This window comes from Pseudomonadota bacterium (assembly GCA_039024915.1).
In the GTDB taxonomy this organism is placed as follows: Bacteria; Pseudomonadota; Alphaproteobacteria; order Rhizobiales; family MH13; genus MH13.
Map to the genome: position 1 here is coordinate 135709 of JBCCPK010000006.1, position 21104 is coordinate 156812.

21 protein-coding genes are annotated in these 21104 nt (G+C 59.5%); 6 read left to right on the plus strand and 15 right to left on the minus strand.

From position 1 onward, the window contains the following. Positions 1-23 precede the first annotated feature (23 nt). Complete coding sequence (locus AAF739_13085; GenBank protein MEM6383604.1) at positions 24-476, plus strand: HIT family protein; 453 nt, start codon at positions 24-26, stop codon at positions 474-476. A 51-nt stretch (positions 477-527) separates the two neighbouring features. Here AAF739_13085 and clpA read toward each other — a convergent pair whose 3' ends face one another. The 3 genes from clpA to AAF739_13100 form a co-directional block, all read right to left on the minus strand. After that, positions 528-2987, minus strand: a complete 2460-nt coding sequence (clpA, locus tag AAF739_13090; protein ID MEM6383605.1) for an ATP-dependent Clp protease ATP-binding subunit ClpA — start codon at positions 2985-2987, stop codon at positions 528-530. Positions 2988-2996: 9 nt separating this feature from the next. Further along, positions 2997-3416 (minus strand): ATP-dependent Clp protease adapter ClpS, encoded by a 420-nt coding sequence (clpS, locus tag AAF739_13095; GenBank protein ID MEM6383606.1) that lies wholly within the window; start codon positions 3414-3416, stop codon positions 2997-2999. Between the two features lie 352 nt (positions 3417-3768). Continuing rightward, positions 3769-4101 (minus strand): phasin family protein, encoded by a 333-nt coding sequence (locus AAF739_13100; protein ID MEM6383607.1) that lies wholly within the window; start codon positions 4099-4101, stop codon positions 3769-3771. A gap of 293 nt (positions 4102-4394) precedes the next feature. On the opposite strand from AAF739_13100, the gene AAF739_13105 reads away from it, so the two are divergent. Continuing rightward, a complete protein-coding gene (locus tag AAF739_13105; GenBank protein ID MEM6383608.1) occupies positions 4395-5759 on the plus strand; it encodes a D-alanyl-D-alanine carboxypeptidase in 1365 nt (454 codons plus the stop codon). A gap of 87 nt (positions 5760-5846) precedes the next feature. Here the strand turns inward: AAF739_13105 and AAF739_13110 are convergent, their stop codons facing one another. Both AAF739_13110 and AAF739_13115 read right to left on the minus strand, forming a co-directional pair. Continuing rightward, complete coding sequence (locus tag AAF739_13110) at positions 5847-6566, minus strand: DnaJ domain-containing protein (GenBank protein MEM6383609.1); 720 nt, start codon at positions 6564-6566, stop codon at positions 5847-5849. Next, positions 6563-7144: a VWA domain-containing protein gene (locus AAF739_13115; protein MEM6383610.1), complete on the minus strand. Its 582-nt coding sequence runs from the start codon at positions 7142-7144 to the stop codon at positions 6563-6565. Before AAF739_13115 ends, AAF739_13110 begins: the two co-directional genes overlap by 4 nt. A 227-nt stretch (positions 7145-7371) precedes the next feature. On the opposite strand from AAF739_13115, the gene panC reads away from it, so the two are divergent. Further along, positions 7372-8205, plus strand: coding sequence for a pantoate--beta-alanine ligase (gene panC / locus AAF739_13120; GenBank protein ID MEM6383611.1), 834 nt, complete (start codon positions 7372-7374; stop codon positions 8203-8205). A 4-nt stretch (positions 8206-8209) separates the two neighbouring features. Here panC and AAF739_13125 read toward each other — a convergent pair whose 3' ends face one another. Beyond that, positions 8210-8650, minus strand: a complete 441-nt coding sequence (locus AAF739_13125; protein ID MEM6383612.1) for a DUF1489 family protein — start codon at positions 8648-8650, stop codon at positions 8210-8212. Positions 8651-8886: 236 nt separating this feature from the next. On the opposite strand from AAF739_13125, the gene AAF739_13130 reads away from it, so the two are divergent. After that, positions 8887-9213, plus strand: a complete 327-nt coding sequence (locus AAF739_13130) for a metalloregulator ArsR/SmtB family transcription factor (GenBank protein MEM6383613.1) — start codon at positions 8887-8889, stop codon at positions 9211-9213. A gap of 411 nt (positions 9214-9624) precedes the next feature. Here the strand turns inward: AAF739_13130 and AAF739_13135 are convergent, their stop codons facing one another. Continuing rightward, positions 9625-9990 (minus strand): hypothetical protein, encoded by a 366-nt coding sequence (locus AAF739_13135; protein ID MEM6383614.1) that lies wholly within the window; start codon positions 9988-9990, stop codon positions 9625-9627. Between the two features lie 193 nt (positions 9991-10183). Between AAF739_13135 and AAF739_13140 the strand changes: the two genes are divergently transcribed. After that, on the plus strand, positions 10184-10657 hold the full coding sequence (locus AAF739_13140; GenBank protein ID MEM6383615.1) for an isoprenylcysteine carboxylmethyltransferase family protein: 474 nt from the start codon (positions 10184-10186) through the stop codon (positions 10655-10657). Between the two features lie 18 nt (positions 10658-10675). Here AAF739_13140 and mgtE read toward each other — a convergent pair whose 3' ends face one another. Then, positions 10676-12088, minus strand: a complete 1413-nt coding sequence (gene mgtE, locus AAF739_13145; GenBank protein ID MEM6383616.1) for a magnesium transporter — start codon at positions 12086-12088, stop codon at positions 10676-10678. Between the two features lie 271 nt (positions 12089-12359). Here mgtE and AAF739_13150 point away from each other — a divergent pair, with 271 nt between their 5' ends. After that, positions 12360-13793, plus strand: a complete 1434-nt coding sequence (locus tag AAF739_13150) for an FAD-linked oxidase C-terminal domain-containing protein (protein MEM6383617.1) — start codon at positions 12360-12362, stop codon at positions 13791-13793. 25 nt (positions 13794-13818) lie between these two features. On the opposite strand, the gene AAF739_13155 is transcribed toward AAF739_13150, so the two are convergent. The 7 genes from AAF739_13155 to ugpC all read right to left on the minus strand — a co-directional run bounded on the left by AAF739_13155 (position 13819) and on the right by ugpC (position 20825). Further along, positions 13819-15516, minus strand: coding sequence for a thiamine pyrophosphate-binding protein (locus tag AAF739_13155; GenBank protein ID MEM6383618.1), 1698 nt, complete (start codon positions 15514-15516; stop codon positions 13819-13821). Beyond that, positions 15509-16258, minus strand: a complete 750-nt coding sequence (locus tag AAF739_13160) for an SDR family oxidoreductase (protein MEM6383619.1) — start codon at positions 16256-16258, stop codon at positions 15509-15511. Before AAF739_13160 ends, AAF739_13155 begins: the two co-directional genes overlap by 8 nt. Before the next feature lie 23 nt (positions 16259-16281). After that, the gene (locus AAF739_13165; GenBank protein ID MEM6383620.1) at positions 16282-17613 is read right to left on the minus strand and encodes an enolase C-terminal domain-like protein; all 1332 of its coding nucleotides are present in this window, start codon (positions 17611-17613) and stop codon (positions 16282-16284) included. Positions 17614-17679: 66 nt separating this feature from the next. Further along, positions 17680-18612 (minus strand): ribokinase, encoded by a 933-nt coding sequence (locus AAF739_13170; protein ID MEM6383621.1) that lies wholly within the window; start codon positions 18610-18612, stop codon positions 17680-17682. 19 nt (positions 18613-18631) lie between these two features. Further along, positions 18632-19087 (minus strand): RbsD/FucU family protein, encoded by a 456-nt coding sequence (locus AAF739_13175; protein ID MEM6383622.1) that lies wholly within the window; start codon positions 19085-19087, stop codon positions 18632-18634. Positions 19088-19107: 20 nt separating this feature from the next. Next, complete coding sequence (locus AAF739_13180) at positions 19108-19755, minus strand: SGNH/GDSL hydrolase family protein (GenBank protein MEM6383623.1); 648 nt, start codon at positions 19753-19755, stop codon at positions 19108-19110. Next, on the minus strand, positions 19752-20825 hold the full coding sequence (ugpC, locus tag AAF739_13185; protein ID MEM6383624.1) for a sn-glycerol-3-phosphate ABC transporter ATP-binding protein UgpC: 1074 nt from the start codon (positions 20823-20825) through the stop codon (positions 19752-19754). Before ugpC ends, AAF739_13180 begins: the two co-directional genes overlap by 4 nt. Positions 20826-21104 lie beyond the last annotated feature (279 nt).

Here is a 21104-nt window from a genome sequence, read left to right on the forward strand (position 1 = left end):
TTTCGACAGAAGGTGGCTTCCCCATGCCCAGCCCCATCAAAGCGATGATACAGTCTCCACCCTATGATCCGGCGAATATCTTCGCCAAGATCCTGGCAGGAGAAATCCCAAGTCAGACCATCTTTGAAGATGAGCATACGAAGGTCATCATGGATGTGATGCCGCAAGCTGATGGGCACGCGCTGGTTATTCCTAAGGCACCATCACGCAATCTTCTTGACGCAGACCCCGCGAGCCTCGGTCACATCATGGCAGTTGCGCAAAAAATCGCGATCGCATCGCTCAGCGCCTTTGACGCGGATGGCGTCACGGTCCAGCAATTCAACGAGGCTGCGGGCGGGCAGTCCGTTTTTCACCTGCACGTCCATGTCATCCCGCGGCATGAGGGCGTGACATTGCGTGGCCACGCTGGCGGAATGGCGGATCCGGATTTGCTGGCGGAGCACGCCGAGCGCTATCGCAGTGTCCTTGGCTAAACCCTGAAGCAGAAAAAAGCCCGGCGCTTGGCCGGGCTTTCTTTTACTCTCTTAGGTCTTCAGCGGAACTTTCGGCACCGCGCTGCGCGCACCGCCCGACCCGCCCGGCTTCTTTCGGTTGGTGCTCTTGGCACTCGTGGCTTTCGCCGTTGCCTTCGCAGCCGTCTTCTTTTTCGCAGCCGGCTTACGCTTGGGCTTGGCGGGCACTTCCCGCTTCGGCTTGGCTACTTCGGCAACCGCCTCAAGCTTTAGGCCGACCGTCTTGCCCTTCTCGTTCTGATCCAGTTCGACGCGAACGACGCCGCCCTTGACAAGTTTGCCGAACAGCACTTCGTCCGCCAGCGGCTTCTTGATGTGCTCCTGGATAACCCTGCCGAGCGGTCTGGCACCCATGTGCTCATCATAACCTTCGATGGCGAGCCATTCTCGGGCCTTATCGGTCAGTTCAATGACGACATTGCGGTCGGACAGCTGCGTTTCGAGCTGCAGAACGAACTTGTCGACGACCCGGAAAACCACCTCTTGCGGCAGGTGGCCGAACTGGATGATCGCGTCCAACCGGTTGCGGAACTCCGGTGCAAACAGCCGGTTGATCGCTTCCATGTCCTCGCCTTCGCGGCGTGAGGACTTGAACCCGATGGCAGGCTTGGCGAGATCGGCCGCGCCGGCGTTTGTCGTCATGATGATGATGACATTCCGGAAATCGACTTCCTTGCCGTTTGAGTCGGTCAGCTTGCCGTGGTCCATGACCTGCAGCAGGACGTTGAACAGATCCGGGTGCGCCTTCTCGATCTCGTCGAGAAGCAGCACGCAGTAAGGATGCTGGTCGACGCCATCGGTCAGAAGCCCGCCCTGATCGAAGCCGACATAGCCCGGAGGCGCACCAATCAGCCGCGAGACGGCGTGGCGCTCCATGTATTCGGACATATCAAATCGCAGAAGCTCAACGCCCAACAGGTTGGCGAGCGACTTGGCGACCTCCGTTTTGCCGACACCGGTGGGCCCGGAAAACAGATAATTGCCAATCGGCTTTTCAGGCTCACGAAGGCCCGCGCGAGCCAGCTTGATCGCGGCAGACAAAGCAGTAATCGCAGCATCCTGCCCGAAGACAACGCGCTTGAGGCTGTCCTCCAGTCCCTGAATGACGGCTGCATCATCCTTGGTCACGTTTTTCGGCGGAATCCGCGCCATCAAGGCAATCGCGTTCTCGACTTCCTTCACGCCGATCGTCTTGCGCCGACGCGCCTCGGGAACAAGCTGCTGTGACGCACCGGTCTCATCGATGACGTCAATGGCCTTATCGGGCAGCTTGCGATCGTTGATGTAACGAGCGGACAGTTCCACCGCCGTTTTGATCGCATCGTTCGTGTAGCGGACGTTGTGATAGTCCTCGAAATAGGGCTTGAGGCCCTTGAGGATCTGGATGGCGTCCGGAACCGTCGGCTCGGTCACGTCGATTTTCTGGAAGCGGCGGACAAGCGCACGATCCTTCTCGAAAAACTGGCGATACTCCTTGTAGGTCGTTGAGCCGATGCAGCGCAGAGAACCAGACGCGAGAGCCGGTTTCAGGAGGTTCGACGCATCCATCGCGCCGCCAGAGGTGGCGCCCGCACCGATCACGGTATGAATTTCATCGATGAACATGATCGCGCCGGGATAGGCCTCGATCTCCTTGATCACCTGCTTGAGACGCTCTTCGAAGTCACCGCGGTAGCGCGTGCCTGCCAGCAGGACACCCATATCGAGTGAGAAAACCGTGGCATCGGAAAGCACCTCCGGGACATCACCATCGACAATGCGCTTGGCGAGCCCTTCAGCAATGGCCGTCTTGCCGACGCCCGGGTCGCCAACCAGCAGCGGGTTGTTCTTTTGCCGGCGACACAGCACTTGAACCGTCCGCTGAATCTCCTTGGCACGCCCGATTAACGGATCAATCTTGCCGTCCTGTGCCTTATCGTTGAGGTTGACGCAGTAGGCTTCAAGGGCCTCTGTTTTCTTCGCATCCTGCCCGTCACCATCGTCGCTCATCTCGTCCTCGGATCCGCGCGGTGAACGGCTCTCCGACGCACCAGGCCGCTTTGCGATGCCGTGAGAAATGTAGTTGACCGCGTCGTAGCGGGTCATGTCCTGCTCTTGCAGGAAGTAGGCTGCGTGGCTTTCGCGTTCCGCGAAGATAGCAACCAGGACATTCGCCCCGGTCACTTCATCGCGGCCGGATGACTGCACATGAATGACGGCCCGCTGAATAACGCGCTGGAAACCCGCGGTCGGTTTTGCCTCGTCGCCATCATCGGAAACCAGATCAACAAGCTCGTGGTCCACGTAGTCCGCGACAGCTTCGCGCAGCATGCCCACATCGACGCTGCAGGCCTGCATCACGCCAAGGGCGTCCTCATCCTCAAGCAGCGCCAGAAGCAAATGCTCCAGCGTTGCGTACTCGTGGTGACGCTCGTTGGCGCCAGCAAGAGCGCGATGAAGGGCTTTTTCAAGACTGCGGGAAAAGGTTGGCACAGGAGCCTCTCACTTTTTTTCCATGACGCATTGGAGGGGATGTTGATGTTGCCGAGCGAAATCCATCACTTGGGTGACCTTCGTTTCGGCAACCTCGTACGTGTAGACGCCGCATTCACCGACACCGTTCTGGTGAACGTGCAACATGATCTGAGTCGCTTCTTCTCGGCTTTTGCGGAAAAACCGCTCGAGGACATGCACGACGAATTCCATGGGCGTGTAATCATCGTTCAGCAGCAACACGCGGTACAGATGCGGGCGTTTAACCTTGGGCTTTGTCCGTGTGATGACAGCGGTTCCGTTGTCACCAACATTATCGTCGCGACCGTTGTCGGGATCATCGGGGAAGGCCGCTGTGACCTTTGCAGCGCGCCCAGAGAGGGCGCGAGCATCACGGTTGAAAGCTAGTTCTGAGTTCAGCAAGAGCATGGGGGCTGCGATTTGCGTCGAATTTGCAGGGATGGTGAAACACATTCGGCAGGCCTTCAAGACCATTTTTCCGTCGCCGACTGCCTACCATCTATGCCGCCCAAGCCAGTTTTAAAGGGCCGAGGCGCCGCTTGGGCCATTCGTCCACAGCAGTTACGGACCGAAAACCTGTGCCTAGATCGCGCGTACTGGTCCCCGGACATCAAAAAGGGCCGACCTTTCGGCCGACCCTCTTTGAGACTTTGGAGCGGCGGGAGGAGAAACTCCTGCCCAGCCTTAGCTTTGTTGGGCGGACCGGATCGTGCTTAAGTGCCGCCGGTAAACTGCCAAAACTTCAGGACCGCTGTGCGGCTTATTTGCCAACCTTGGCAAGCATGCCTTCGTAAGGCTTGTAAGACTCTTTGGCGATGTCGACGATCATTTCGTTGACCTTAGTAGCCTGGCCAACAAACGCTTCGTAAGCAGACTTGAGATAATCGGACTGAACCTCAACAGCTTTGTCGAGGGACTTGGCCGCCAGCAGCTGTTCCATCGCAGCTGAGCCGGTTTCCATAGCCTTCTTCGAATAGTCCTGGGTTTCCATTGCCAGGGCCTGCATGCCCTTGGAAACGGCTGTCATCGATTCGGTGGCGAGTTCCATATTGTCCTTGCCGGCTTTTTGAATGTCTTCAAATGTGTTCATCATCTTTAGCTCCACGATCTCAGGGAATAACGAGCCGCGTTAGTGCGGTGCAACATGTATAGGTGCATTGCAGCATATTTGTCAACGGTTTTTGTGCGCCGCACAATTTAGCTTTTGCTTACCTATTTTTCGCGGCATTTTTTAAGGATTCTGAAACCAAGCCACACCTAGTTTCCCAGCAGTTGGTTCTGGTCGCGTAATGCGGTCGGGCCGTGGGGCGTACCAGCCGTTGTTTTGGCTGGGAATTATGGGTGAGTAAGTTGCGTAGCGTAATGTGGGCTCGATTGAGCCTGGCGATGTGTGTTGGTGTCGCCGTTTTTTTCGGGTCGTTCGTCGGCCCTTCCACAGCACAGGCAAATCCCCGATATGCAGCGCTCGTCGTCGATGCGCGCAACGGCGATGTGCTGTTTTCCCGTCATGCTGATGCCCCGCGCTTCCCTGCGTCCTTGACGAAGGTGATGACGCTCTATGTGGCGTTCGAAGAACTTCAGGCTGGTCGGATTTCGCCCTCTGACCGGATGAATGTTTCCAGCCATGCGCAGGCACAGCCGCCCTCGGAACTTGGATTGCGCGCCGGCCAGACAATCACGGTTCGTGACGCCATGCTGGCACTCGTCACAAAATCTGCAAATGATGCAGCCGCTGTTTTGGCGGAACACATTTCCGGTTCCGAGCGCGCATTTGCTCGCCGCATGACGGAAACAGCGCGCAATATCGGTATGCGGTCCACGACATTCCGGAACGCTTCTGGTCTGCCGAATCGTGAGCAGCGCACCACAGCTCGGGATATGGTCCTGATGGGCCGCGCGATCCATCAACGCTTCCCACAGCGTTACCAGATGTTTTCCACGCAACGCTTCACGTATCGCGGACGCACCTACCGCAACCACAATCGGTTGCTGGGCTCCGTACGCGGTGTCGACGGCATCAAAACGGGTTACATCCGCGCATCGGGCTTCAACCTGCTGAGCTCGGTTCAGGATCGCGGTCGCCATCTGGTTGCCGTTGTCATGGGTGGGCGGACGGGTGCAAGCCGCAACGCCCACATGCGGGACCTGATCGCCAGGCACTTACCGCGCGCTTCAACGGGTCCTCGAACCTCTGTGATCGCGATCCGGCGGGAACCCTTCCAGGTGCCCTCACCCGTGCCGCATCCCGCGTCCCTCCCGACCGTAGCCACAGCCTATGCCGCACTTCCGGCCCCCGCGCCTGCGCCGGTACCGGTGCCGGCTGGAACACCGACGATCCCTGGCGTTCCAGGAACCGTCGCTGCGCAACTGGCACCACCGCTTCCCAGGGCCGAAGTAGCGAGCCTGTCGCCGGCGCAAACGGCGAGCGCGATGAGTACGTTTGAGCCAACCCAAGCTCAAGTCGATCAGCCGGGATCCCTGCAATTGGGTTCAGTGCCGATATCCGGCTGGACGATTCAAATTGGCGCCGTTCCAACCCAGGAGGGTGCTGTCGGGCTTTTGATGCGGGCCAGAGACGCGACGAGTCTGCTGAACCAGCGATCACCCTACACGCAGACCGTCCAGGCGAATGGCACAACGCTTTGGCGGGCCAGGTTCGGCGGTTTCATTGAAAGAGAGATTGCTCAAGCAGCTTGCAGCGCGCTCGAAGCGCAAGATTTTGCCTGCATTGCCGTCCGCCCCGATCGGTAGAGGCAAACTGACGTAAGACCCGGCCGCCAACCGGCGGCTGGGATGTGTATCGGGCGGCAGAGCGCCGCCCAAAGCGTACCTTAGGAGTTAGCCATGAAGCTTCAGAAGAACTTCTTTGGCGAGATTGACCTTCGCAGCAAGATAGGTCGATCCACCTCTGTCGGGATGAATGTTGGCCATCAAGCGCCTGTGCGCCGCACGAATGGCGTCGGGCTCGGCACCCGGCTCAAGGCCAAGGATCTCATAGGCCTCGTCTTCTCCCATGCCGCCCGCATCCGGCGCGCCAGCGCTCCGCGAACCCGTCCGCTGGTCATGGTCTTCACGCCAACCGGCAAACGTGCGGTCAAGGTACGCTTCTAAGAGCCTCACACTTTCAGGATCGTCCGCGACACCGACAAGCGCGCTGACCAGCGTCTGCTGGTCGAGAGCACCAAGGCGTTGACCGGCAAGCGGCCCGGAAATGAACTGCCCGTCAATGTCACCAGTGGCTTGATCGAGCGACATCTCGAGATAACGGGTCTTAACGGCAGAACTGCCGCCCTGCGCGGTCGCATCGTCGACATCGTCAAAGCCCGGCGCGCGCGAGAAAGCGCGTCGGTGCCGCATGGCCTGCCCAGCCAGTGCCATGACCTGAGATACCATGTGAAAACGGCCGGTGAGCATCAGCAGCGCCGCAAGCCCAACGAGTACGGCAACGCCACCAAAGCGCGCGTGCCGCGCGATCTTAGCAGGCGAGATGCGTGTCAATGCGTTGCCGAGCCACAAGAACGCCGTCAGAACGACAAGCCCCATTATCAGATAGATCATCGCATCTGCTCCAGCAGGAGGCGGTTTTCACGCGTACTGCCACTTTCCAGCGCCTTGCGCCCGCCCGATGCGTAACGCGCAACTGCCCGCAACAAACCTGACAGGGTCTCGGCGGACCGTTCGTCGAAGTGGAAGTAGCCGCCGCCGGACGCTTTGGCCATCGATCGGAAGGTTTGCGCCGCCAGCCGGTCCGAACCCTCGTGGAACATGAACAGTTTGCACCCCAAAAGACCCAGCTGTCCCGCCAGATCAGAGAGCTTGTCGGGGCTCTCCTCCACCGCATCGCCAATGTAGACCAGCGCCGGCACCGGCCCCTTTCCCACTTCCTTGCGCGCAAAGCCAAGCACCCTGGCGATCTGGGTATGACCACCAAGTGTCTGAATTTTTGCCATGGATTGCGCCAACGATTTGCCGTCGGTCTTCCACGCCGAAGCGCGGCACTCATCAAAGCCACGGAAATAAATCAGCTTCATCGCCAACCCGTTGATCGAATCAGCCTCGTGGAACATCTGCGCCTGGATGTGCAGGGCGGTGTCCCACGTGCGCTCGCGCGACATGGTGGCATCAAGCGCAAACAACAGCCGCCCCTGCCCACCCGCTTTGGGTGCTTGGGAGAGCGCGCCTAGAAACGCGTCAACGTCGCCACTGGCGGACGTTTCTTTGACCTGTTTGCGCCCGCTGGACTGCTGCAAAGAGCCTTTGGAACCTTTCATGCACCAGATGTGGGATGCTCGGACGCGATTGGAAAGGGTAAGAGTGTCGCAAATTGCTTCAACCCGCACCGCACGTCAGAAGGCAAAGCCGCATGCATGTTGTTCGAACCGTTCAGGAGTTGCGCGCGGTGCAGGCCGAGTTGCGCAACCACAAGCGCACCAGTTGCCTCGTCCCAACAATGGGTGCGCTCCACACCGGCCATCTGTCGCTGGTTACTTACGCCCGCGAACACGCCGACGAAGCCATCGCTACGCTGTTTGTGAATCCGACACAATTTGGCCCCAACGAGGACCTCGATCGGTATCCGAGGCAAGAAGCCAAAGACCTTGCCACTTTCGAAGACAATGGCGTTCACGCGGTCTTCGTACCAACCGTGCAGGAGATTTACGGTCCCGGTGATGCGACGACGGTCTCGATGGCTGGACCTGCATTGGGTCTCGAAGCGGATCACCGCCCCCACTTCTTCTCCGGTGTCGCAACGGTGGTCAGTAGGCTCCTTCTAGCTGCCCTAAGCGACATGGCGGTCTTCGGAGAGAAAGATTATCAGCAGCTACAGGTGATCAGACGCATGGTTGCCGATTTAAACATCCCGACCATTATCCACGGCGCGCCGACCGTCCGGGAGCCCGATGGTTTGGCCTTGTCGTCCCGCAACGCCTACCTGTCCGCCGACGAACGGGCCATTGCCCCAATGCTCCACGCAACGCTGCAAAGGGTCCGTGAGCGGCTGCAGTCCGGCGAGGATGTTGACAGGGCGCTGACCGAGGGACTGGAAAGGCTTACAAGTGCGGGGTTCAAGCCCGATTATCTTTCAGCACGCGACGGCGAGACACTGGGGCCGCTTAAACAGGTGGCGCGTGGACGGCTCCTTGCAGCGGCGTGGCTTGGAACGACGCGACTGATCGACAATGTCGCCTTGGCTTAGGGCGCTACAACAGGCCCAAATCAGCCAAATCGCGGCGCATCTGTGGCGGCAGGTCATCCATGCTCTCGGGCCTATCGGCCCAGTCGGCTGGCGCGTCGTCCGCCTTGAGATATCGCCAGCCTTGAAATGGCCGGCGCGGCTGCGGTCGCGTTGCAATCAGATTTGGTTCAAGCACCAGATGGCAACGGTTGATGCCGTCGATATCTTCAAACGGTCGAATATCGATGATCGCCTGCCGAGCCTGCACCTGCCCTTTGATCACCCAATAGAGCGATCCTCCATCGAGCAGCTCGGCAGTCCTTTTGGGCACCATGCGCGTCGTGTGGCGCTGCTCGGCTTCGATACCGCGCTGCCGTTTTGCCGCCAGCATCGTATCGATCCACCGTTTATGGTCATCAAATGACTCGGCGCCGACGCACAGCTTGATCAGATGGAGATTCCCCATTCGAGTTATTTGGCGCGGAGAAAACGTCCGTCCAACCCTGATTCAACGGTCTAAGCGCCGCTATCCACAAAACGCTGATACTTTTGGCCATCGCCAAACGCCCTGCGTAATTCACCTAGGTGTGTAACCACGGATTGGCGCACCGTTTTGAGAACGCTAGCGTAATCACCTGATACCGATTGAATCGTGTTTATGCGCTTTTTCGGCCCTAACCATTTCAGTAACGCGATACGCCCATGAATGATCAAGCACCAATCGCTTCGTCCACTTTTGACGACGATCCGCTGCAGATTAACACCGGCCTCACGGCTCAATATCTCAAACTGATCGCAAACGAACGGCGCTTGATGATCCTCTGCCTTTTGGCTGCAAAGGGGGAAGCGACCGTTTCGTTCCTGTCGCAATCGGTCAGCTTGGGTCAGTCGGCGATGTCGCAGCATCTGGCCCGTTTACGGGCGGATAATCTTGTGGAATTCCGCAAGGAAGGACAGATGGCGTTCTATCGGATCGCAGATCAACGCGTAGAGGAGCTGCTGCTTCGTTTGGGTGAGATTTTCACTTAAGGCTCACGCCAGCTGTAAGCGTTGTCCGCATCAATAAGAAAAGCCGCGCAGTGCGCGGCTTTTTTCATGGACTAGCGTGTGGATGGTAAAACGCCCGGCTCAAATCCGCCAAACAACCAAACGATCAAGAGAACTCCCAGGCATGTTGCAACCATCCAACGTGCTGCGGACCAGCACGACACGGTATCATTGCTTTCCATGTAACCTCCAAAGCCACGTGACCTAACAAAAGTGGCTGGCGGTCCTTAACGAAGTGTTTACCGTGCTGCAACTTATCTTTTTGCATGGCAGCATTTCACGTTTGCAGTGCGGCAGATCGCGCAGGCAACCGTGGCGCACGCATGCTCGCAAGTACCGGTGCATGGGCGCGTTGCAGGGATTTGTTCTGACTTTTTGTAAGAGAGTTGAGCGCTACTGAACGCTCAGTGCGCGGCCCGGTACGAAACCAACCTGCCCACCCGCGCTGACCTCGCAGACACGCTCGTCGAGAAGCTGGCGCTGGCGGTTGGCTGAGCCAAACATCCAGTGTTCGATCGCAAACTCTGGCCGGCACCAACGCAAGCGGACATCGCCAGTCCCACTGGCGAGTGTGCTAATCATCGGAGCGTCAGCCTCCGGACCAGAGCGCAGTGGCGTGTCGCCGCGCACCTCAAAGTTGAGCATGTAAGGATTGTCCGTTTGTGCATCCGCCTCGGCAGTCGATGCAACAACGATGGCGGCGGCAACACCAAAAAAGGCAGCATGCGCAGCAATAAACACAACAATCCGCTTCAACATGCGTAAGGCCCTTCACGATTTATTTGCCTAAAATCGACCGCCGCGTCACCTAGCACATCAATCGGTTTCCGAAAGCTTTAATCGGGTACACTTTTGTGGGTCTAAGCGTTCTACTGGCGTTGTTGCCGAGCGGTCACATGCCGTCTAACGGTATCTGCGAAATGGCAATGGTTAACCGCATGAGAGGGCACCAATGACCCCTTGGGACATCAAAGATCGGCCCAATCTATTTCCTTGGCCGCCGGTCTTGCTTGGGATCGCCATACTGGGCGGGTTTGCACTCGGACAGTTGGCGCCTATCGCCGTCGCATCGAGCCCGACAAGTCAGGCAATAGGCTTTGTCATGATCGCCTGTGCTTTAGGGCTGGACGTCTGGGCTTCTCTAACCTTCCGAAAGGCCAGAACGACGATCTTGCCGCACCGCGGGACGGACACGATCGTCACAGCCGGTCCATTCGCTTACTCACGCAACCCGATCTACCTTGGCAATCTATTGATTCTTGGCGGAATCGGGCTGTTGGTGGGTTCGGTCTGGCACATCGCACTCGTCGCGCCGCTCGGCATTGCAATCAACCGGCTCGCGATTGCCCGCGAAGAAGCGCATCTCGCTGCCAAATTCCCTGAACAGTGGAACGCTTATGCGCAGCGCGTGCGGCGTTGGGTCTGATCGGCGGGCAAAAACGCCTCAAATTCCAAAGTAAATGGCTGCAAGGCCCAGGAACGCGAAAAAACCGACAACATCGGTCACCGTCGTAACGAAAACGCTCGACGCAATGGCGGGATCGACCTTGAAGTAATCCAGTGCCAGCGGAATGAGGATACCCGCGAGAGCAGCGGCCAACATGTTGACGACCATCGCAATTGCAATGACGAAGCCCAGACCCGCGCTGCCGAACCAGATGACCGCCACTGCCGCCATGAGCACAGCAAAGGCAAGGCCATTGAGGAGCCCAACATAGGTTTCGCGCAGCACCACGCGCCCGATGTTGTAAGGGTCAAGTTCGTGGGTTGCAATTGCGCGCACTGCAACCGTCATAGTCTGAGTCCCGGCGTTTCCGCCCATGGAAGCGACAATCGGCATCAAGATTGCGAGCGCCACCATTTGTTCAATCGTTGCGTCAAACAGACCGATGACAAGAGAAGCGAGGATCGCGGTCGCAAGGTTGACGCAGAGCCATGGCAGGCGCGAGCGCACGATCGCACGCACACTATCGGACACTTCCTCATCGCCAACACCGGCGAGCGCGCGAATGTCCTCGTCAGCTTCTTCCTGAACGACGTCAACAATATCATCGACGGTCAACACGCCCACCAGCCGACCGCCGGTATCAACGACGGCGGCGGACGTCAGGTCGTACTTCTGGAAGGTGTGAGCGGCCTCCTCCTGGTCGGTCTCCGCTTCGATCTCCTGCACATCTTCCATGATATCGGAGATCACGACAGGGCGCTTGGACCGCAACATACGGTTGAGCTTGACGAAACCGAGGAGCCGATAGCCGGGGTCAACGACAAAAAGGTCGAGAAACTCTTCGGGAAGGTCTTCCGCTTCGCGCATATAGTCGATGGCGCGACCAACGGTCCAAAACGGTGGCACGGCGATGAAGTTCGACTGCATGCGCCGACCGGCCGATTCCTCGGGATAGTCCAGCGCCCGCTGCAAGGCGAGGCGATCCAACGTTGGGACAGTCCTGAGGATTTCGGCCTGAGCGTCTTCGGAAAGGTCTTCAAGAATGTAGACCGCGTCATCGCTTTCAAGCTCCACAAAACCAGCTGCGATAAGCGGCAGTGGCAGTTCGGAAAGGATGTCGACCCTGATCTGCTCATCGATCTCGGTAAGCGCTGCAAAGCTGAACGCCTCGCCCATGAGCATCACCAGCGCCGGGCGCTCAACGTCAGCGAGAATTGTCAGAACCTCACCCAACTCTGTGGTGTACAGTTGGTCGGTCAGCGCGATCAGTTCCTCGCGATCCTGATTGTCCAGGCTGGCGCGGATTGCATCGATGAACTCTCGCTGAAAATGGTTTTTCTCGTTGCGGATCGCTTCGACGTCCACCGGCGGCGCTGCGCGCGGGTCAAGCGAGGGTTCTGGCATGGCCATCGGGTCAGGTCCGCAACAGGTTTAACTTCGGCTCAGCGCGCGCCGCACCGCTTGCATCAGGCACTCGCCTAAGGCAGTGAGCGGTCTTAGGTCTGGCAAGACAGCGCAATTGCGCCCACTATAGGGCGGCGTCGGACGGTTGTCGTGTCAGTTCTCACCCGCCGCTGCCAACCCTTCCAGCTCGGCACAAATGTGCCACAGGCTACACCTGTTGTTTGGGCTGGCTGACAAGCCTAATGTGCTGCCCTCGCCTCGTATGGCAATTTTGGAAATGATTGCGACCGGCATCATGCTCAACCCGGACCAACCCAACACTCCCGCCCAGCGCCGATTTACCGACACGGCTTGGCAGGGACTTGCGACCATCCTTACCGATGTTTTCGGCCCACGGTTTCAGCAAGGCGAAGCGATTCGCCGCCAGCATGGGCACACCACGACCTGGATCGAGAACGCCCCACCTGACGGCGTGGTCTTCGCCCGCAGTACCGAGGAGGTGGCGGCGACGGTGAAGGCTTGCGCCGCGGCCAATGTGCCGATTGTGCCGTTCGGCGTTGGAAGCTCCCTCGAAGGCCATGTGAACGCGTTGCAGGGGGGCATCTGCATTGACCTGTCACAGATGGCCACGATCAAGACCGTGAACACAGACGATTTCGATTGTGTTATCGAGCCGGGGGTCACGCGAAAGCAGCTGAACGACTATCTGCGCGACAGCGGCTTGTTCTTCCCGATAGACCCCGGTGCGGACGCGAGCCTTGGCGGCATGGCCGCAACCCGCGCGTCAGGGACGAACGCGGTCCGCTATGGCACCATGAAAGATGCCATCCTTTCGCTGGAGGCCGTCCTGCCATCCGGCGAGGTGATCCGAACCGGAACACGAGCGCGCAAAAGCTCGGCCGGCTACGACCTGACGCGCCTTTTGATCGGGTCTGAAGGCACATTGGGCATCATAACCGAACTGACCCTTCGCCTTCACGGGATCCCTGAGGCTGTGGGCAGCGTTGCTGCATCCTTTGAAACGCTTCACGATGCTGCCGCGACGGTCATAACGACCATTCAGTTCGGTCTACCGGTGGCGCGCATCGAGGTTCTCGACCCTTTGACCGTCCGCGCGGTGAACGCCTACGCCAATCTGACTTTCCCCGAACAACCACTCCTGTTGGTCGAGTTCCACGGCTCGCCGCTGACCGTTGAGGAGCAGACCTCCGTCTTCACGGAGATTGTCAATGAGCACGGCGGCACAGCGTCGCCTGCAGCTAACTCTACCGAAGAGCGCAACCGGCAATGGCAGGCACGCCATGATGCCTATTGGGCAAGCCTGCAGCTGCGTCCTGGAGCTAAGGGGATTTCGACGGACACCTGCGTACCCATCTCAAAACTGGCGGACTGTATTAGCGCCGCGCAGGACAAGGCGTTGGAACTCGATTTCATCGCGCCTATCGTCGGGCACGCGGGGGACGGAAATTTCCACGTTCTGCTCCTGATAGACGACACCGATCAAGATGAGTTGGAGCGGGCAGATACCTATCTTGGATGGCTTAACACCATGGCGATTGAAGCCGGTGGGACCTGCACAGGCGAACATGGCATCGGCCAGGGCAAGCGCACCTATCTGCGGCAGGAGCTTGGCGGCGCCGTGGACGTGATGGCGCAGATCAAGAAAACGCTCGACCCACAGAACCTGTTCAATCCTGGCAAAATAATCTGATCAGTGACCCGTCTCCGCTGACCGATTACCGGCCCGGTTGTTGGCCCTCCAACCGCAGCTTGGGAGACAAGGCAGCTGGGTCCATCTGCAGATCGATTATCGCGGGAAGCCCAGATTGGCGCGCGGCATCGAAGACCTCGATAAACTGCTGGTTGGTCCTCGCGACCGCGCCGAAGCCACCATGGGCCCGCGCAAGCGCAGCAAAGTCAGGATTTCCCAATGTCGTGCCGCTGGGGCGCATGGGGTAGGCCCTCTGCTGGTGCATGCGGATCGTGCCATACATGCCGTTGTTCGCTACAAGCACCAAAACGGCAGCACCGTGCTCGGATGCAGTCGCGAATTCTTGTGCCACCATCTGGAAGCACCCGTCGCCCGCAAGACAGACAACTGTCCGGTGCGGATCATGCAGCTTCGCGGCGATGGCTGCCGGCAGCCCATAACCCATGGAGCCTGAGGTCGGCGCGAGCTGCGTGCGCCATCCCCGGTACAGGTAGTAGCGATGCAGCCATGCGGTGTAGTTCCCCGCACCGTTGGTCAGGATCGCATTGTCCGGCAGCACCGCATTGAGATGCACCATCACCTGTTCAAGCTTTAGCGCACCCGGCGTCGGCTGTGGTTGTTGCCATGCATCATAGCTGCCTCGGCAACGCGCGACATGGGCCATGCGATCTGGGTTGACTGAAGTTGGGCGCTTGGCCGCCATGTCGGCCAGCGAGACCACGAACTGCGCAGGGCGACAGCAGATCGGCAAGTCAGGATGATAGACGCGCCCAAGCTCGTCAGCGTCGGCGTGCACATGCACAAGCCTTTGGGCGGACTTAGGCGGCGTCAGCAAGGTGTAGCCAGATGTGGTTATCTCCCCCAGTCGGGGACCCAACGCCACGATCAGGTCAGCATCGCGTACCGTATCAGCCAGCGCCGGATTGATGCCAATCCCAACGTCGCCGACATAGTGCTTGTGCCGGTTGTCCATGTAGTCCTGGCATCGAAAGGACACTGCGACCGGGACATTCGCGGCCTCCGCAAAGCTTGTCATCGCATCACGCGCTTTCGCGGACCATCCCCCGCCGCCGATGATGACCAATGGGCGCTCCGCCGCATCAAGCTCGGCTATGACGGCTTCAACATCTCCGGGTGTTGCGCCAGCTTGCACCGGTACCGCCGGCGACAAGGACTCCGGCCTCTCCGAAACGTGTGCCGATAAAACGTCCTCAGGCAACGCGAGGACAACCGGCCCCGGCCGACCGCTTTGCGCGAGATGAAACGCCCGACTGAGATACTCCAGGATCCGATCAGTCCGGTCGATCTGCGCCACCCACTTGGCGAGCGGCGCATACATCTTGGTGTAATCGACCTCCTGAAAGGCCTCCCGGTCACGCTGGTCCGTCGCCACTTGCCCGATAAAAAGGATCATAGGGGTCGAGTCCTGGAACGCCACATGGACGCCTGAGGCCGCATTCGTCGCGCCGGGCCCGCGTGTGCAAAACGCAATTCCAGGGTTCCCGGTCAACTTGCCGTGGGCTTCCGCCATCATCGCGGCGTTGCCCTCGTGCCGGGCTATGACGGTCTGGATCGGGGAGTCGTGAAGTGCGTCGAGGACGGCCAGGAAGCTCTCGCCGGGCACGCAAAAAAGCCGCTCGACGCCGTTTGCCTCCAGCGCATCGACAATAACTCGGCCGCCATGGCAGCTTCCAGAATGTTTGTCGCCCAACGCGTCAGACATTGCTCCATCCGCCGTCGATCACATGGACCGTGCCGGTGGAGTAAGTCGCTTCATCGGACGCCAAATAGACAACAAGTGAGGCGATTTCTTCGGGCGTGCCCAGACGTCCCATCGGCTGACGCGAAATGAAGCTGTTCTTTGCCGCTTCAAAGCTGCCCATTTGCTGGCCCAGCGCCTCCATCCGCTGGTCAAGCGACGGGCTTTCCACCGTTCCCGGACAGATTGCATGGGCGCGAATGCCTTGGGTGACATGATCCGCCGCCAGCGCCTTGGTGATGCCGATAACCCCGGCCTTCGTTGCGCCGTAGACGAAACGATTGGGCGCTCCGATCACGCTTGAGGCCACCGATGACATATTGATGACCGTGCCCCCGCCATTGTCTAGCATCCCAGGCAAATAGGCGCGGATCATGCGGTACATCGCGGTCATGTTCAGATCGAGCGAGAACGCCCATTGCTCCTCGTCGCAGTCCAGAATACCGCCGTGCGCAACGAACCCAGCGCAGTTGAACAGTACGTCCAAAGGCCCTGTCGCCTCGACGGCAGCAGCAATGCTCGCGGGATCGCGGACATCGAGCAGGCGCACAACGCAACCGCCGTCCTGAAGCGCGCCTAGCGCCTGTTCATTAACATCGGTTGCCCAAACCTTGGCACCCTCGCGCGCCATCGCCAATGCGCTGGCTTTGCCGATCCCCTGCCCTGCAGCCGAAACCAGACAGGTCTTGCCTTCCAGTCGTCCCATCGTCGCGTCCCCCTCGGCTTCCTTTAGCCTGATGATTTCTTCCAGGCGGTGCCACTGGGATAGCTATGCTCCTTCAGGCTCGCCGGTTTCATGGTGATTGAATATCCCGGCGCTTTGGGGGGCATATACCGCCCGGCGCGCATCACCACGGGATGCTCAAAATGCTCATGCAGATGATCGACATATTCGAGGACGCGATTGTCGAGCGAACCGGACACCGCGATGTAGTCGAACAAAGACAGGTGTTGGACATATTCACACAGGCCCACGCCGCCGGCATGCGGGCAAACGGGCACCCCGAAATAATCGGCCAACAGGAGCACCCCAACGATCTCGTTGGGTCCAGCGAGGCGGCAGGAATCGATCTGGCAAAAGTTGATCGCTTTGGCCTGCAACAGCTGCTTGAACATAACCGCATTGTGACAATGCTCACCTGTGGCAACGCCTATGGGAGGTATGGCGCGCGCGATCCTCGCGTGGCCAAGAATGTCGTCGGGGCTTGTCGGCTCTTCGATCCAGATTGGGTTGTAGACGCCCAAGCGCTCCATGTTGGCGATCGCTTCGCCCGACCCCCAGACTTGGTTGGCGTCCATCATCAGCTTACGATCCGGACCGATCACCTCCCGGATGAGGGCTGCACGCCGCAGATCGTCGTCAATATCTTTGCCGACCTTCATCTTGAAGTGCGTCCAGCCCTCTTCCATTGCCTCCTTGAGCAGAGTGCGCATCTTGTCGTCGGAATAACCAAGCCAGCCCGCGGAGGTCGTGTAGGCGGGAAAGCCGTCGGCGAGCATTTCATCAGTACGCGCTTTCCGGCCTGCCATCTGTTCTTCAAGGCGCTCACGCGCCCGCCCGGGGTCGAGGGCATCACGGAGGTAGCGCCAATCGACAAGGTCAACGATCTCTTGCGGCGCCATCTCGGTGAGAATGCGCCAGACGGGCTTGTCGAGACACTTGGCGTAGAGATCCCAAAGGGCGTTGATGACGGCGGCGCTGGACAGGTGGATCACTCCCTTATCAGGGCCTAACCACCGCAATTGGCTGTCGCCGGTAACGCGTCTCCACATGCCGCCGAGATCGGTGAAGAGCTCTTCGAGCGACGCGCCCACCAGAAGCGGTTCTATCGCTTTGACCGCCGCAACGCAGATTTCGTTCCCGCGCCCGATCGTGAACGTTAGTCCATGGCCCTCAGGACCGTGGTCGGTGGTGATGGTGACGTACGCCGCTGAGTAATCCGGCGCTGGATTCATGGCGTCGGAACCGTCGAGCTCGCGCGATGTCGGAAAGCGAATGTCCTGCGCGCGGACGGACTTGATCCGTATCTGCGCTCCGTCCTTCGAGAACACGTCACTCATGGTAGCACCCCATGTTCCAAACTCTCGTCCCGACCGTGTTGTGTTCAATTGGCCAGGGAGCCTTAATCACGTCTTCGCCAACAGCGCTTCGATTTCCTCGCGCGCGGGCATCGATGGCGCGGTACCGGGCCGGGTTACGGAAATGCCGGCGGTCGCGCAACCAAAGCGGATCGCGTCCAGCGGGGACGCGCCCTCGGCCAATTTGGTGGCGAAGCCGCCGTTGAATGCGTCGCCCGCCCCAGTCGTCTCGGCCACCGGGCCGGCAACAATCGCGGGCACATGCTCGACCGTTTCACCATCGTCAAACAGCGCGCCCTGTTCACCCAGTGTAACGATGGCCGCCCCAGCCCCCATCTCGCGGAGCCGCCGGGCCGCCAACTTGGCGTCGTCCACCGACTGAACAGGAAGGCCGGTCAGACTCTCCGCCTCGGATTCATTTGGCGTGACGAAATCGCAGAGGGATAGCATCCCGTCTGGCAAATCAGCCGCTGGTGCGGGGTTGAGAACCGTCTTCGCGGCACCCTGTTTTGCAATTTCCAAACCCCGAACCGCCGCATCCATGGGCTGTTCGAGCTGCGTGACGAACACGTCCGCTGACGTGAGCAATTCCGCCCGTGCGTCCATATCCGCGGGGCTAATCGTTCCCGCAACGCCAGGGCAGACAATGATCGCGTTATCGCCGCTCGCCGCATCAACGAATATGTACGCGGCGCCGGTGTAGCTGCTTTCATCAACCGCAACTGCCGGCTGCACGCCCGCTTTCGTCCACGCCGCCATGGCCATATCGGCGAACGGGTCGCGGCCAAGCTTAGACACAAAATGCACGTCCACCGATCCACCGCCGGCGGCCATCGCGGCTGCGACAGCCTGATTGGATCCCTTGCCTCCGGGTCCGAGCGCAAAGCTTTCGCCGAGGATGGTCTCACCCATTTTCGGTTGTCGGCTTGCCCGGTAGCTGGTGTCAGCGACGAAGACGCCCAAGATCACGACATTGGCCATGGCGCTCTTCTCCGCGTCCCTAGGCGTCGCCCGGCGGGATCACACCCTTGCGCAACATGAAGCAACCGTAAAAACGGCGTTCGCCGGTTTGGATAACCGCATAGGCCTGCTTGGCAAGGTCATAGAAGGCGAAGCGTTCGATGCTCACCATCGGTCGCTCCGCGCCTTCCGCCGCGTTGATTGCCGCTTGCACCTCGTGCTGGACCGGCGGGACGGTGTTGGGCTCACCGACGATTTCCATCCGGCCCGCGAAGTCATCGACGAAGGTGTCGAGCGGCAGGACGGACAGAACAGCCTCCACCGCCTCGCCTGCGGTGACGTTTCCAATCCGCAACAACTCGCCAATTTCTGTTTGATTAGCAATGGATTGGGCGGGAAAGTTCGTGTCAGATATGATGAGCATATCGCCATGACCCATCGCGGCCAACGTGTACAACACCTCGGCATTCAGCCTTGGGTCCAGTCCCTTGAGCATCGCTTCCCTCCCTCGCCGCCTTAGGCGGTCATTTCTATTACTTTGTCAGCGACCGCATGACCAATCGAAGCAAGCGCGTCGGGCTCGAAATGGATGCCATCCACCAGCGAAACCTTGGCCACAGGGTCAAGATCAATGACCTCAACGTTAGCCCGCTCACCCATCGCGACGAAGGTCTCAGCAAGCCGTTTGGACTCGTCCTGCGCCCCTGCGTACGGCTCGGCCAGTGGGCCGGTCTCCACAACCGGGGTCGGCGTTGCCACCAATAGCTGCGGAAAGCCGCCATTTGGTCCGGCAGCGGCCGCGCGAGTGGAGACGATCAGTTTCTCAACGCCCTGCGCAATTTCGTAGGCGCCGATGCTGAAACGCCGCTTCAGATCGTTTGTGCCCAGCATGATGATGACAAAATCGATGGGCCGGTGGGTCTCAAGAAGGATGGGCAAGGCCCTGCTGCCATTTTTGTGCGGTCCCTCAATCGGATCATCGAGCACCGTTGTCCGGCCCGGCTGACCCTCATTGATCACTGTCCAGCCAGGGCCAAGGCGTTGGCCCATCACACTTGGCCAACGCTGATCGTCCGGGTAGCGGTCCTTGAAGCCTCTGTGCTTCACCGGCATCGATCCGTGCGTGTTGCTGTCGCCAAAGCAGAGAACGGTCTTTGCACTCATAGCCTTTGGCCATCTTGGGCATCGAACAGGTGCACATGGTTCGGGTCAGGCTGCAAATGCACGGTCTCGCCTACGGAAAGAGGGATGCGTTCGCGCAGGATCGAAACGACCTCTAGCCCTTCGGCATCAGCACCATTTGCGGAGCTGGAGCCCAGACGGGCAACGACATGGGTTTCCGAACCCGTCGGCTCGATCACGGCAATCTTCGCTGGGAGGCCGGTGTCGGCGAGCACCAGATGTTCGGGCCTCACGCCAAGCGTAATGGACTGCCCGGCTTCAACGGGCGATGGGATGCCTGTCCCGGTACCGCCAACCGCAAGGTTGCCGCCGTCCGTAGCCGCGCCGATAAGGTTCATGGAAGGCGACCCGATAAACCCGGCGACGAACGTGTTCGCTGGCCTGTCGTACAGCTCCAGCGGCGCGCCGATCTGCTCGACATGTCCGTCGCGCATCACCACGATCTTGTCGGCCATCGTCATCGCTTCAATCTGGTCGTGCGTAACATAAACCGTCGTGGTCTTCAGGCGTTGGTGGAGTTCCCGGATTTCCGAACGCATTTGAACGCGCAACTTTGCGTCGAGGTTTGAAAGCGGCTCATCAAACAGAAAAACCTGCGGGTCACGGACGATCGCGCGTCCCATGGCGACGCGCTGGCGCTGCCCCCCGGATAGCTGACGCGGATAGCGCTTGAGATAGGGTTCCAGCCCAAGAATATCCGCCGCCCGCTCAACCCGCGCATCGATCTCCGCTTTGGGCATCTTCTGCATTTTCAGCGCAAAGCCCATGTTTGCAGCGACAGTTTTGTGCGGATACAGCGCGTAATTCTGAAACACCATCGCGATGTCCCGCCGGGCTGGCGGCAGGTTGTTCACCACCTTGTCGCCGATCTCGATCGTCCCGCCGGTGATCCCTTCGAGCCCTGCGATCATGCGCAGCAAAGTGGATTTGCCGCAGCCGGACGGACCGACAAGCACAACGAACTGCCCGTCATCGATATCGACGTCTATGCCGTGAAGGACTTCCGTCGTTCCATACGATTTTCGCGCTTGGCGGATGGTGACTTGTGCCATCGGGATGCTGTTCCCCGCCCCTTGCCTTAGGCCGCTTAAGCGATCTTTTCGGGCGCTCCATCATGGCTTAAGGAGCACCCCCGTTCGCGCAATGGGTAGCGTAGGAAAAAACGCTTGTCCATTCGCTGTATGCTAACATGTCAGTCGCTTGACTTGATCTGGGATCATTGAGACAGTCGCAAGCGGTAAGGGGCGAGAGGCTCCACCGGGCGCGGCCTTGGCGTATGCACTTTCCAAGGTAGCCGATCAATCAAAGGCCCTGCCAAGGGGCTCGAAACA